Genomic DNA, 12,287 nt, shown 5'->3' with positions numbered 1-12,287 from the left:
GTATACAATCCTCAAAAATAGAAATGGATGTTTATTATTAACTGAAATGAAAACGAGGGAGGAAGATAGGTGGAAGAAGCTAGAATTGGTTCAATCCTGCCATTTGGCGACTATAACTGGCGTGTGCTTGCTGTCAAAGAACAATCTATTCTGCTTATGACCGAGGAAATCATAGAACAGCGTGAATACCATGATACACCTGAAGATATTACTTGGGCTGACTGCGCATTAAGAAAATATCTCAATGATGCGTTTTATAATAGTTTTACCGAGGCAGACAAAGTACGGATCATTCCGACAAGCAACAAGAACTCAAACAATGAATGGTATGACTCAATTGGTGGAGAAGACACACAGGATCATATCTTCTTATTATCAATTGAAGAGACTGTTTGTCAGTACTTTGGAGACAGCAGCAAGCTGCTCTACAATCCAAGCAAAAAACAAAGATATTGGTTCCAACGAAAAGATGAAAATAACCCAAAAAGAGAAGCCTATTTTAATAATAGAGGCTGGTGGTGGTGGCTTCGGTCACCCGGTCGTGGAAATCGGCGAGCAGTGTACATTCACGGTGACGGTAACATAGGTATACAGGGAAACGGCACCTTTAAGTACAGCAGCAATACTCTCCATCCTATATCAGGCGATAATAGAGGCGGGGTTCGCCCTGCTTTATGGCTGAAGCTGGAATCTTAATCAAACAAAAAAGAGGCTGAGCCAAAAATGGGATACTCCGAGAATTAAGAAGAAATAGACGAAAATAGCTGTTCATATTTTCAGTATCCAAGTAGGTACTTTGCCACGAGGCTGAGACAGAAGTGTTTAGCTACAAGCAATAAGCCGGAATTCACGAAAATTGTTTCACAAATTTTTGTTGAATTCCGGCTTATTGTCGTAGGAGCTACTTCTGACTCGCCGTTTATTCGGATTTAGGGTATGGAAAAGAGTGGCAACAGATTATTGTCCCACTCTCGTGTTAAAGCAATTTCGGCTTAATTCCGAAGGAGCAGCTTTTGGCTCGCCGTTTATTCGTGTTTAGAGTGTGGGACAATTTCTAATTGGATTATTGTCTTACACTCTTTTGATTTGTCATCTTCTATTGAAACCGAAGAAATTTTCCCCTTCACTTATGCATATCTTTCAGCCCACTAGAGCTACTTGCCAATGACTAATCTTCTCGTATAGACCGCCTGACCTGAGTGCATCACCGCATCATCGATCGCTGAGACAACCCGAACCTGACGGGTAACAGCCGGTGTCCAGCTTGTGTCAATGACATCGCTAAGACTTGCCTCATCAAGAGCCTCCAGATAACTGATTGAAAATTCCACACTGGCAGTTAAATAATCCAGCAGCAATTGCTTATCCGTCACGACAACCTTCTCCGCTTCCTCAGGTGTATGACGCCAGTCCTCAGTGTCATCAGGTAAATCCAATGCAAACTTTTCTGTCCAACCGGCACTTATCCAAAGCGGCTCAGTGTTGTTAAGCCCTGAAAGCTGATAATCCAGTTCGCGTGCAGTATGCCAAATCAACCACGTAACTGATTTGATCAAAGGCTCCGGCATCGTATTAGCATCTGCGACACTCATTTGCTCCAATGTTTCTTCAAAACGTTCCTGTGCTCGCTGTAGCGTATCAATAGATAATTGTGTAACTTTCATCATGATCCTCCTCTGAGATTGTGCCAAAGCTCCTCCCTGCTTCAAACCTGTAACGAACGAAAAGTCCATCAAAAACAGAAATCCTCAGACACCTTTTATATATTTTAAAGATTGAGACCTGTCAGTGCCTCTCCCTTGTTGATACAACTCTCTATAAAATACTTTACTACGTTGTCTCTATGCATTCAATTATTCCAAACTATTTTTACTGGAATGCAAGGAAAACCAGTTGATGAAATAGTGATTCGGCTATACTTTTTTGCACAACAAAGCATACAGATCAAATACTGCGTTTGACCTGCATGCTTCATTCTAAGTACTATACATTTTTTTGAGACAAGCTTATGTTAAACACATTTGTTTCTTCCTACAAGGCTTCCAGACTTGCCAGCTGAAAATCCAGCATATAGTAGCGGTAATCATTTTTGGAATATTTCGACTTTTTGTCCTCCAAGCCTTCCACCAACACAGACCGCTCTTCTTCTGTCACTTCTTCCCAATCATCCTCATGGGTCCTACAATACAAACGGAACGGCAACTCCACTTCCATATGCACCTCCATAAAATTTGTAGGCTTTCCCAATCCATGATACTCTACATCCGTTAAAATCTCCCCGACATAATTCATGTACTTCTTGCTCATCTTACTTCCTCCTCCAATGTAAACGTTTTCTTCTTTTATAAAAATTATACGCAATAGTTGGTCAACGAACAACTGTTTTTTTATTAAGAATGCTTTATAAATGAAAAAACGACCCTATTGGTCGTTTTTTCTGGATTCAGTTCTATTTTTTACGGGAAGGTCATAGAAACCACTTCATTGTCTACAAGATATATATTCCAAATTTCCGAATTACCAGAATAAGTATAATCATATTGGTAACAGATTAAATTATTTGAGGATGTTCTTTTTTCGTTGTATTCCTTTTTCTTCGTCTCACTACCAAAAAAAGCCAACATATCTTCATAAGGTAATCTATCAGTTATTTCCTCAGATTCAACCTCTTTAATCTGATTTACTTCATCATTATCAATGATAATCTTCTTTGGTTCTCCTAACATATTCATCACTTCATCAGATGTCATTCCAGCTCGCAGCTGTAAAAAATCGGATTCTGTTAAATTCTCTTGGATGTTCCGGCAAGTTGATAGACTGCTCAAGGTAACTAATAGAAAAATGAGAACTCGTAATCTGACCTTCTCCTTTGATTGAGCAGCTATCTTTTTTTTAGCCAGATTTCGACTAATTGTAACCCATTCAATCATGGAAATGACATCCAGACGACTTCATTATCTACGAAATAAATTCTAAACTTCTCTACTTTTTTGACAGCTCCTCTTTCACACTCATATTCGTAATAGGACCAACCCACTTCCTGATCCATCTTTTCAAAAAAATACTCTTCTTTTTCTCCGAAAAAAAGGTCAAAATAATCATAATTTTTTTCTGTCCATATATCTATTGAGGATTCACTATCTTCTTCACGTTGCCTGATTACTTCATCGTTGTCATTGCTGATTTTTTCAGGCTTTCCCATTTTACTCTCAACTTGGCTCGGGGTCATTCCTGCATAAATTTTTTCTTTGAAATCATTAATTTCTACTATTCTTTTTGTCGAGCAACTTGATATAGCAAGTACACTTATCAACAAGAAAAACATTTTTTTTACACGCCCAAAGAACCAATGAATACTGGTGACGAATACAAGTAGGTAAAGTCCTAAAAAACCATACATAGAAATGGCAAGTATACCGTATACAACGATGAAACTACTCACAATAGTTATGATTTTTTCTCTTTTATTCCTGTCTCTTTTGGTAAATAGCCTCCAAATGCCCGAAAGGCACCGATTGATTGCCCAGACAAACAACACAACAGAAAGAAGCATGATTATGCTAAAAAGAAAACCTTCCATAAAATTTTGAGTTTCAAAGAGATGACTCGCTGTGTAGTAAATATAATACACAGGCTTTAGACTCTTTCTGACATAATAACTACTGTAATAGCTAAACTTCGACAAATAGTCAATTGTATAAGAATAACTAACCTTACCGCCTTTATCAAAATAGGAAACTTCATTTGGACGATACTCATTATCAAATAGAATCTCAGCTTTCGAAATCTTTTCAATATCTGAACTTAATCCTTCATCTTGCACAGAAAAAAATTGAATCATTTCTTTTCTGTCTGTTAATTCGAACTGATTATTTTTCAGGTCAGAAATAGTTAAATCTAAGGTTTCGATACCTCTCAAATAAGCTGATTGGTCAAATTCAATCCATTCCATTTCCCATTCTGCTCCTATAGCATAGAGATGCGTGCTTTCAGGATAAATCGTGTACTCTGTTTCTTTGAAAAAACTTTTTTCTCCATAAACATCAATAAATAAATTGCCATCTATTTTTAAATAGGCTTCATTTTCGATTCGTTCGTTTATGAATTGACTTTCATCATTCTCTGCAAAAGAATTTAATGGATACAGCAGAACTAGCCAAAAAGCTAATATAAGCAATATTTTTTTCATTTAACACCACCATTTCACTTTTTAAAAGGACATTCAGAAGACCCTACTCATTACCAAGTAAATTCTAAGCTTCTCTACCGTTCTTCTTTTGCAATCATAACAATGCAACCACTGGTAAAAAAAGCATTCAACTAATCAACATAATTTTCAACGTATAGAGGCTCTATAGTATTTGTCGATTCGTTCCCAGAGTAAGTTAACCCAGTTTCCTCGTGAATGGAATGTTCAAACTCTTTTTCTGTGACACTTTTTGTAGCGGATGTCAAAACATCGAAAATGATATACTCCTGTTCATCATCTCCACTATTTTTATTTGAATGAACAATATACTGAAAATCCATTTTTTTATAATCACCAAATAGTATATTCTGTCATTGACATTAAATTATCATTATTCTACCTATTCTCGTTTAAATACTTTCTTGAAGAAGAAAATTGCAGCTTTTACGCCACCACCAATAATATCTAGCGGAAGTAATATCAGAATCCCGTATGGGACAATGAGAAGCAAACTATAAACAAACACTCCTATGATGAATAGCACCCATACTTTGTTCTTAGTAGCGAGGGATTTCTTCGTTCGCTTCGTATACAACCATGAACAGAAATTAAGCAGTAACAGAATTGCCAAAACGATTAAACTCAGAAGAATAAAAATTGCTAATAGTCCTTGTAGTATATGTTGGTCCATAAAATACTTTATTGTGTAATACGCACGATATACCGGTTCAGACAATTTACGAAAAATAAAATTGAAATTATACTCTATCATTGATATATAAGTGATTTTATACCAAAAAAAACCTTCATTATTTGAATCATAAAAAGTAACGTTGTCTGGTCTTCCTATATCATCAAAGGAAATCTCGACTTTAAGTAAACCATTCTCTAGATCAACATAGTCCATCAATTGAATGAGTAACTTCTCGAATAAGGCCAATTCATCTTTTTCTTGAACGATTATCGTTTTATCCTTTTGTAAAGATGCAGTCAAACCCAATTCTTCTATAGCTGAAAAATAATTGGTTACTTCAAGCTGTTCCTTTTCATTGTCCAGATCGTATTCCACAAATAGATTGTAAAATGACAGAGTCATATTATTGTCATTTTTATACAGAGTATAGAGAGTATTACTGGGTAAAAAGCCTTTATTTTCAACTGTATCAATAAATACTGTATTTATTGCATTGTTAATTTTTAAATAGCGTTCTTGACTTATGATATCAGTTACAGTTTCTTTAGCCTCTGTTACAGGTGTAAAAGGAAGAAGGATACCTAGAATCAGGATAACAGCACAGATACATTGAGATAATATTTTCTTCATTTCACAAAACCTCGAATATCCTTTTCACTGTTATATAGTTCATTATAAGGTTCAGGATAAGGCCATTTCTTTTTAGACTCACTTCTAATATTGCTGTCCAAACCTTCTGAGCCTCCAGGTTTCATATCAAAGCGATTATGCTTTCCATTTTTAAGTAACATTTCCCACTCTCCCTTGAGTATTACATCTTGCCATCTATCTCCTTCTTCATAATTAAAGGACTCAGTATCCGCAATCTCTTTTCCTGATACTCCAACCAAGTCATAGTCTTTGTAGTTACTATTAATTTTATTTGAGTTGACGCCAACTACTTTATCATTTTCAATTATAAATATTTCCTCTCCTTTTTCAGTCTTTAACTGATCCCATTGTGAAACAAAGGCACCTGTCTCCACATTGACAATAAATTCAGAAAGTCCATTTTGAGTTTTTATCTTATCATTAAGCTGCTTATCAAGATTTTCTTTGACCTTTTTATCATCTTTATCTCGAATAATCTTTCCATTTTTATCTACTGAAAATTTAACTCTATTATGAAATTGAGCTGTATCTCCATATAATAGATCTTGTTTAGTTTCTTTAGCATATGCAAGCAATTTCTCATAGTCAGTCGCTCCTTCAAAATTCGCCCTAATGTAATATAAATTTTGAAGATCAATAAAATGCCTAAATTGATGAATCATACGTAATTCTTCTTCATTTACTCCAATGTTCCCCCCGATAATTAACCCCTCTGGATAACCCTTTTTTACACTCTCAGCAAATTTCTCTAAAAATTTACTATGCGGCGGCATCATAGGATCGAACTTATGCGTTCCTTGCAACTGAAGCATGTTGTTTTCATCAACGGCTGCTCCCATTTGTTTAAGAACTAATCTTACTTTCTGTTGTTCTGTCATATCTGCTGCATCAAACATCATTTCGTAAACCCCCGACCCCACCAATCGTGTTTCCACATTGATCTGATTCAATCGGTCAAAGACGTCTTTGCCGCCGGATGCCAGATTTTTATTGACATGCTTCATATACGCTTTAAATGCTTCTTCATCCCAGCCGTCTTCTTTACAAAGAATATCCTTCTGGTCACGCAAAGTCTTCAAATATTCCTGATACTCTTTTGCCGTCATCTCCTTCGGACACTGAACATCATATTTTTTCGCAAACTGGCGATTTTGCCAACGATTGTTGACATCCTTTGTCCATGACATGTCTGTACCTTCCGGCAATTTAAACGTGCCAGATGCCGCATGCCAAGACTTACCGGCAATAGACGATCCTTGATTGACTGCATTCGTCAGTGTAGTGATCTCTGAAAAAAGAGAAGGGGACGACGCGTGGAAATCCAGCAGCTTCTGTAACTGCTCCTCTAATTTTTTCTTTGCCGCTTCATGTCCGGCAATAGCATTTTTATTTGAGTTCAGCTGTCTCAGCTTCATATTATCAGCTGTGTCTCTGGATTCAATGCTGCTTCGGATTGCATGCAGCGTTTGAATTTCATTTCCCAATCGCTGAATCTTTTCTTCCAGTTCTGAAGATTTCAAATCCCCGCTATCAACTTGGGCAGTATACTCTTCTGGAAACTTTTGACAAGCTTCTGCAACACTCTCGGATAAGAGTTGACCAGCTTGAATCAACGGCACGATTACTGAATTGAACATCCCTTTTGCAGAAGTGTAGGCATCTGCCTGCAAAACCGAATCATTCGCGAAGCTTTGTGCTGCTTTTTGCAGCGCTTCATATCCCTGTGCATGGGATTTTCCCATAGTTGCTGCACCTGTTGCCTGAGATTTGGCAGTAGATAGATACATATCGATACTCAAGGTGTTTCCTCCTCTTCAATAGCCTGTCGCTTCTTTTCATAATAAAGCTCATCCAATTCATCCTGACAATCGGCTTCCTTCTTGTTTAAGCTGTCTCGCTCTTCCTCCAAATGATCCGTGATCACTCGCTGTTCCTTTTGAAGGTCTGTATGGATATCTTCAAATAGTAATGAAAAATCATTGCCATGAAAGCTTTCCTTTAATTCATAAAATAGACGATCAGATGAATGAAACTGTTCTTGGTAATCATCCTGGATTTTTTCCAGTTGTCGCTGAGAAAGCTTCAAATCATCTTGTTTCTCTGTTAACATACGCTCTTTTCCTGCAGCATCCTGTTCTACTGTCATGATCAGCGACCTCCTGAATTAGGTTTTGGGAGCTGTCCAAAAACGCTATTCTTAAGGTGATCATCAGCAGCCGCAAACTCCGAAGCTACCGATTGCAGATTTGCAGCCGCATTTCCGATAGAACTACTGACTTGAAGTACTGCCGCTTGTGCAGAAGCAATGGCCTCCTTCGCACTAGCATTCCCAGCTACCGTTGTTTGCCCGTCTTCACTAACAGATGTCGCAGCATTCAATGTATCTAGCGCATTGAATAATCCTGTCGCCAATTGTCCGGCAACCTCTTTATTACTATTGACTCCAACCATTTTATTTCCTCCTGATTTTTTTTATTCCTCTCTCGGCTTGTACCTCACACTACGATAGACGTCCACCTCTTAAATAAACAGGCCTTTAAACTCTATATCAGACGACCGACTATTTTTTACTTTAAAAAAAGTATAGCATGTGCAATCAGCATATTCTACACAATAAAGCAAGAATAACGGTCTTTTGGCCAGTTATCATGATGAATGACAGATGGACAAAGAAGTTGAGCAAAACAAAGAATAACAGTCTCTAATCTACTAAGAATTGCGTTTTCATCACATATCAATGTCTTACACTAAAATTCTTCTAAATTGAGCGATCCATGTTTTTCCCCAATCAATTAATCTGTTCTTGAATTTTATGGATAACAGGATATAATTACTCCTATAAAACGAAACAGAGCACTTTTTAGACAAATTTATTACAGTGGACGCTGACCTGTGATTTCGTGCAAATCGTTGACCATTGAAGGCACTGCTGCTAATACTACAATCAAAAAGGATGTGGGAAGAAAATGAGAAGAAAAGATCGAGAAATCCTGGATTTAGAAAAGATAAAAGAAATTGTGGAGGCCTGTCATGTCGTGCGGCTTGCGATGTTCGATGAACCGTTTCCCTATATTGTTCCTGTGAATTTTGGGTATCACTGGCAAGAAGAAGCCCTGACCCTCTATATTCATGGTGCTCGTCAAGGAAAAAAAGTCCGCCTTTTGGAAAATAACCCGATGGTAGCAGTCGAGATGGACTGCAATCACGAATTGATCGAGGCTGGGACTGTTGCAGAAAAATATTCTTATGCTTATCAAAGTTTAATTGGTTTTGGCGAAGCATTCATCATTCAAGAGCTAGAAGAAAAGAAACAGGCGCTTCAGCTTTTAATGGATCATGAAGTGAAACATACAGCGTACAATTTCCCACCGGATAAAATGATTGCCGCGACAGGAATCATAAAAATCGTTCTTTCTTCCTATTCTTGCAAAGAGCATATTCATCCAAATAAAATGCCGCCTAAATAATCAGCAAAAAAGAAAAGCCTAAATAGAATTATCCGACTTTAAAGGCGGTAGGATTGGCCTTTATGTCATAAAAAAAACAGCGAAGAAGACTATGTTCTTCTTCGCTGTTTCCTTTTTCAATTGCTATTCACGTCTATACCATCCTATTGTTGCTGCTATTTCCTTTACTGCACACATTATGCAACGCTCACTTTTCATGTGCTGAGCCTTTAATAGGATTCAGATCATTAATTATTTTCACTACGGTAACGCAAAGCCAGCCCCTTCAAGAAATTGCGAGCATACTTATCTCCACAAGGCTTAAAGTTACGATGTCCTTCTTTTCTTAAAATAGCGCCAAGCTCTCCTTTTGACGGATACACACCAGCTTCAGCCATAATATCCAGCATGTCTTCACTGGTCAAGGCTAAGGCAATCTTCACTTTTTTCAACAGAATATTGTTGATGTGACGGATCTCATTGCTTTTCAATTGTGGTGTTTCTGCCGGTTTATTTTTCGGCTCGCCACGCTTCAATGTAATAAATCCATTTAAAAAGGTATCCAGCACTTGATTGTTGATCGTTTTTACATAGATATTCTTTTCAAAGCTGTCATAGTCCTCTTGCTGCTGGGTGTTGTCTTTCGTCAGCATCGCTCTCACGTCTTCTTTAGAAACAGCCATTCCACCTAACTTAAAGGCCTCTACTATATCTGTATCCTTTATATCCAACGCATATCTCAAGCGCAGCAGTATATCATTATTGTTCATTTGTTTCCTCCATCATTTTTATACTCTTACTATAGCATAAAAATGGCAAATCGTTTTCTTAGGATGTGTCTGAAAAGTCTATCGGCGAATCGTTTCAAAAGTATGACTTTTGCAACAAGCTATCTCCAGAGAAGGGGATGACTGTCTAAATAGTCGTATGCTTGTCGCTTCGCATACTATTGTGCTAGATCAAGTTTACTACCTAGAGACTTGTATCTACGAGTCTCAATATCCTTCGATTCTCGACACAAATGCGTCTACTTGGGAAAGCATTGGCAACTTCATTGGCAGAAATCCCTGAAAAATTTGGTTACTGCTGTACTTTTCAGACACGCCCTAGTTATCCTTTCAGCTTCTACATTTCTATATAACAATACCTCACTTTATCAGCCAGTCAAACAGCCACTCCATCAACACCGCAATCAACGCACATAAGAAGGCCCCTACGAAAATAATCGGTTCGCCATTCGTAATGTTGATCCCTCTTAATATAATATCTCCTAGTCCACCTGCGCCAACAAAGGAACCAATCGTTGTGATCCCTACAGAAATCACCAAAGCATTTCTAACTCCGGCTAAAATGACCGGCATGGCTAAAGGAATTTTAACCATGTATAGAACCTGAAATCGACTCATGCCCACACCGCGAGCACTGTCAACATAAACGGGATCGACATTATTCAATCCGGTATAAGTATTGGCAACGATCGGCAGCAACGAATATAAGACAACCGTAGCAATCACGGTATTTTTTCCTAAGCCCATTAAGATCAGTAAAATCGTCATCATGCCAATTGACGGAATCGTTTGAATAATATTGATCAGCCCAATCACGATTGTCGCAGCTTTTTTATTATCTGATAAAAATATCCCGACTGGAAAACCAATCAAAAAAGTCAGCACAACGCCAACGATTGAAATATACAGATGAATTGAAAATTGACTGATGATATAAGAGGAGTTTTCACTTAAGTAATTCATCAACGCTTGAATCAACGGCTCTCCTCCTCAAAATAATTATTTGCTTCTAAAAACTGTCTGGCAATCAATGCTGGCTCCAACAATTGACTGTCCGATTCATCATTCATTTTCTGCATCATTTCCGTATCGATCGTTCCCTCCAACTTTTCCAGAATCCCCTTCAATTCAGGATTATCCTTCAAAACTTTCTCTGTAGTGACCAAACTGCATGTATACGGCGGGAAAAATTGATGATCATCCTCCAGCATCACTAAATCATAACTTCCTACTCGACCATCCGTAGAATAGCCTAAAATCACTTCCAGCTCACCGGCAGCTAAAGCGTCATACAGCAACCCCACCTGCATCGGATAGACACGCTTAAAGTCCATCTCATATTCTTCCGCAAATGCCTGATACCCATCGCCTTCTCGTTTATACCAAGTCTGGTCTGTTCCTAAGTTCAATTGGCCAGCATAACGTGCTAAATCACTGACCTTCTGCAAATCGTATTTTTCAGCTGTTTCTTGTGTCACCATGAATGTAAACTGATTTGAAAAACCATAGCTGGGAAACCAGACAAACTGATACCGCTCCTGAAACTCCTTTTGAACGATCGCCAATGCTTGATCCGACTCTTTTTCTATTGGTAAATGCAAGGTTCCAACTAAATCTGTTCCTGTATAGCGAGGCGAAGCAATATCCAAATCCCCTCTTTCCATAGCAGCTTGCATCATATTGGCAGAACCCAGATTATTTAGAAAAACGATTTTCTTATCTGTGTAATGCTTCAAAAGTTCCACAACAAGATTCCCCAGAATTTGTGATTCTGATGTCACACCGCCGGAAACAGTAATTGTATCCTCTCTATTTGAAAGATTTGATAAGATAAACACGACAAACAATGCACTAAAGCTGATAAGTACAGTTAACTTTTTTTTCATTCAGTCACCCTCTATCTACGGTTAATTTGGACTCAAAATATCTTAGCAGCGCATCTGCGGCCAATGCCAGTAAGGTAATCGGAATCGTCCCCATCATGATCAAATCCAGCCGATACAAGGTCAATCCATTAAAAATGAAATCACCGAGACCGCCAGCTCCAATATAAGCCGCTAATGTCGTCCAGGAAATAACGTAGACTGTAGAAACCTTGATTCCTGAAATAATCACACTAGCCGCCAACGGAAATTCGATTTGCAGCAGCCTTTGCCATTTCGACATCCCCATCCCTTTGGCAGCATCCAGATATGTCCCATCTACAGATTGAATCCCCACATATGTATTTCTCAAGATAGGCAGCAGCGAGTATAAAAATAATGCAGCAATCGCCGGTGCTTTCCCTATACCGAATATCGGCAGCATGATCGACAGTAATGCTAACGAGGGGATTGTCTGGAAGAAGCCCACGATTCGAATGATCACTTCCGACCCCTTTTTTACACGTGTTAATACCGCACCCAACGGTATCGCAACGAGCGTGCCTAGAAGGATTGCACTAAATGAAATGTAAAAATGTTCCCAGAACTTCAAAAGAATTTCTGCACCATACTGATTCCAAAAATTTTCCATCATAG

At 38.2% G+C, this 12,287-nt stretch carries 15 protein-coding genes; 2 read left to right on the top strand and 13 right to left on the bottom strand.

Features of this window, described 5'->3' with window-relative positions; translation table 11 throughout:
* Nucleotides 1-69: 69 nt before the first annotated feature.
* Nucleotides 70-696: a DUF6273 domain-containing protein gene (locus tag I6N96_RS13695; RefSeq protein WP_209558116.1), complete on the top strand. Its 627-nt coding sequence runs from the start codon at nt 70-72 to the stop codon at nt 694-696.
* Nucleotides 697-1,154: 458 nt separating this feature from the next.
* Here the strand turns inward: I6N96_RS13695 and I6N96_RS13690 are convergent, their stop codons facing one another.
* The 9 genes from I6N96_RS13690 to I6N96_RS13650 form a co-directional block, all read right to left on the bottom strand.
* Nucleotides 1,155-1,664 carry a DinB family protein gene (locus I6N96_RS13690; RefSeq protein ID WP_209558212.1) on the bottom strand — a complete coding sequence of 170 codons (510 nt, stop codon included), beginning with the start codon at nt 1,662-1,664 and terminating at the stop codon, nt 1,155-1,157.
* Nucleotides 1,665-2,031: 367 nt separating this feature from the next.
* Nucleotides 2,032-2,307 (bottom strand): hypothetical protein, encoded by a 276-nt coding sequence (locus I6N96_RS13685; protein ID WP_209558115.1) that lies wholly within the window; start codon nt 2,305-2,307, stop codon nt 2,032-2,034.
* Between the two features lie 149 nt (nt 2,308-2,456).
* A complete protein-coding gene (locus I6N96_RS13680; RefSeq protein WP_209558114.1) occupies nt 2,457-2,930 on the bottom strand; it encodes a hypothetical protein in 474 nt (157 codons plus the stop codon).
* Nucleotides 2,927-4,189: a hypothetical protein gene (locus I6N96_RS13675; RefSeq protein WP_209558113.1), complete on the bottom strand. Its 1,263-nt coding sequence runs from the start codon at nt 4,187-4,189 to the stop codon at nt 2,927-2,929. Before I6N96_RS13675 ends, I6N96_RS13680 begins: the two co-directional genes overlap by 4 nt.
* 131 nt (nt 4,190-4,320) lie before the next feature.
* On the bottom strand, nt 4,321-4,530 hold the full coding sequence (locus I6N96_RS13670; RefSeq protein WP_209558112.1) for a hypothetical protein: 210 nt from the start codon (nt 4,528-4,530) through the stop codon (nt 4,321-4,323).
* Nucleotides 4,531-4,589: 59 nt separating this feature from the next.
* On the bottom strand, nt 4,590-5,513 hold the full coding sequence (locus tag I6N96_RS13665) for a hypothetical protein (RefSeq protein ID WP_209558111.1): 924 nt from the start codon (nt 5,511-5,513) through the stop codon (nt 4,590-4,592).
* Entirely contained in the window at nt 5,510-7,333 is a 1,824-nt protein-coding gene (locus I6N96_RS13660; RefSeq protein ID WP_209558110.1) for a DUF3114 domain-containing protein, read from the bottom strand. The genes I6N96_RS13665 and I6N96_RS13660 overlap by 4 nt, the downstream gene beginning before the upstream one ends.
* Nucleotides 7,330-7,680 (bottom strand): DUF3958 family protein, encoded by a 351-nt coding sequence (locus I6N96_RS13655; protein WP_209558109.1) that lies wholly within the window; start codon nt 7,678-7,680, stop codon nt 7,330-7,332. The genes I6N96_RS13660 and I6N96_RS13655 overlap by 4 nt, the downstream gene beginning before the upstream one ends.
* Nucleotides 7,681-7,682: 2 nt before the next feature.
* Nucleotides 7,683-7,985, bottom strand: a complete 303-nt coding sequence (locus I6N96_RS13650; protein WP_209558108.1) for a TIGR04197 family type VII secretion effector — start codon at nt 7,983-7,985, stop codon at nt 7,683-7,685.
* Nucleotides 7,986-8,500: 515 nt separating this feature from the next.
* Here I6N96_RS13650 and I6N96_RS13645 point away from each other — a divergent pair.
* Nucleotides 8,501-9,001 (top strand): pyridoxamine 5'-phosphate oxidase family protein, encoded by a 501-nt coding sequence (locus tag I6N96_RS13645; RefSeq protein WP_209558107.1) that lies wholly within the window; start codon nt 8,501-8,503, stop codon nt 8,999-9,001.
* Between the two features lie 227 nt (nt 9,002-9,228).
* On the opposite strand, the gene I6N96_RS13640 is transcribed toward I6N96_RS13645, so the two are convergent.
* The 4 genes from I6N96_RS13640 to I6N96_RS13625 all read right to left on the bottom strand — a co-directional run bounded on the left by I6N96_RS13640 (nt 9,229) and on the right by I6N96_RS13625 (nt 12,282).
* Nucleotides 9,229-9,750 carry a YehS family protein gene (locus I6N96_RS13640; protein ID WP_209558106.1) on the bottom strand — a complete coding sequence of 174 codons (522 nt, stop codon included), beginning with the start codon at nt 9,748-9,750 and terminating at the stop codon, nt 9,229-9,231.
* Between the two features lie 378 nt (nt 9,751-10,128).
* The gene (locus I6N96_RS13635) at nt 10,129-10,731 is read right to left on the bottom strand and encodes an ABC transporter permease (protein WP_209558211.1); all 603 of its coding nucleotides are present in this window, start codon (nt 10,729-10,731) and stop codon (nt 10,129-10,131) included.
* An 11-nt stretch (nt 10,732-10,742) separates the two neighbouring features.
* Nucleotides 10,743-11,654, bottom strand: a complete 912-nt coding sequence (locus tag I6N96_RS13630; protein ID WP_209558105.1) for an osmoprotectant ABC transporter substrate-binding protein — start codon at nt 11,652-11,654, stop codon at nt 10,743-10,745.
* A 4-nt stretch (nt 11,655-11,658) separates the two neighbouring features.
* Nucleotides 11,659-12,282 carry an ABC transporter permease gene (locus I6N96_RS13625; protein ID WP_209558210.1) on the bottom strand — a complete coding sequence of 208 codons (624 nt, stop codon included), beginning with the start codon at nt 12,280-12,282 and terminating at the stop codon, nt 11,659-11,661.
* Nucleotides 12,283-12,287: the final 5 nt, after the last annotated feature.

It is taken from the genome of Enterococcus larvae (assembly GCF_017830045.1).
Lineage (GTDB): Bacteria > Bacillota > Bacilli > Lactobacillales > Enterococcaceae > Enterococcus_L > Enterococcus_L larvae.
The sequence above is the reverse complement of the archived record's forward strand: the minus strand, read 5'-3'. Positions and strand labels throughout refer to the sequence as shown.

Coding starts and splice junctions, on each gene's coding strand:
- I6N96_RS13630 (WP_209558105.1), bottom strand. CDS start 11,654: ATGAAAAAAAAGTTAACTGTACTTATCAGCTTTAGTGCATTGTTTGTC.
- I6N96_RS13650 (WP_209558108.1), bottom strand. CDS start 7,985: ATGGTTGGAGTCAATAGTAATAAAGAGGTTGCCGGACAATTGGCGACA.
- I6N96_RS13635 (WP_209558211.1), bottom strand. CDS start 10,731: ATGAATTACTTAAGTGAAAACTCCTCTTATATCATCAGTCAATTTTCA.
- I6N96_RS13625 (WP_209558210.1), bottom strand. CDS start 12,282: ATGGAAAATTTTTGGAATCAGTATGGTGCAGAAATTCTTTTGAAGTTC.
- I6N96_RS13680 (WP_209558114.1), bottom strand. CDS start 2,930: ATGATTGAATGGGTTACAATTAGTCGAAATCTGGCTAAAAAAAAGATA.
- I6N96_RS13685 (WP_209558115.1), bottom strand. CDS start 2,307: ATGAGCAAGAAGTACATGAATTATGTCGGGGAGATTTTAACGGATGTA.
- I6N96_RS13640 (WP_209558106.1), bottom strand. CDS start 9,750: ATGAACAATAATGATATACTGCTGCGCTTGAGATATGCGTTGGATATA.
- I6N96_RS13665 (WP_209558111.1), bottom strand. CDS start 5,513: ATGAAGAAAATATTATCTCAATGTATCTGTGCTGTTATCCTGATTCTA.
- I6N96_RS13675 (WP_209558113.1), bottom strand. CDS start 4,189: ATGAAAAAAATATTGCTTATATTAGCTTTTTGGCTAGTTCTGCTGTAT.
- I6N96_RS13655 (WP_209558109.1), bottom strand. CDS start 7,680: ATGACAGTAGAACAGGATGCTGCAGGAAAAGAGCGTATGTTAACAGAG.
- I6N96_RS13645 (WP_209558107.1), top strand. CDS start 8,501: ATGAGAAGAAAAGATCGAGAAATCCTGGATTTAGAAAAGATAAAAGAA.
- I6N96_RS13670 (WP_209558112.1), bottom strand. CDS start 4,530: ATGGATTTTCAGTATATTGTTCATTCAAATAAAAATAGTGGAGATGAT.
- I6N96_RS13690 (WP_209558212.1), bottom strand. CDS start 1,664: ATGAAAGTTACACAATTATCTATTGATACGCTACAGCGAGCACAGGAA.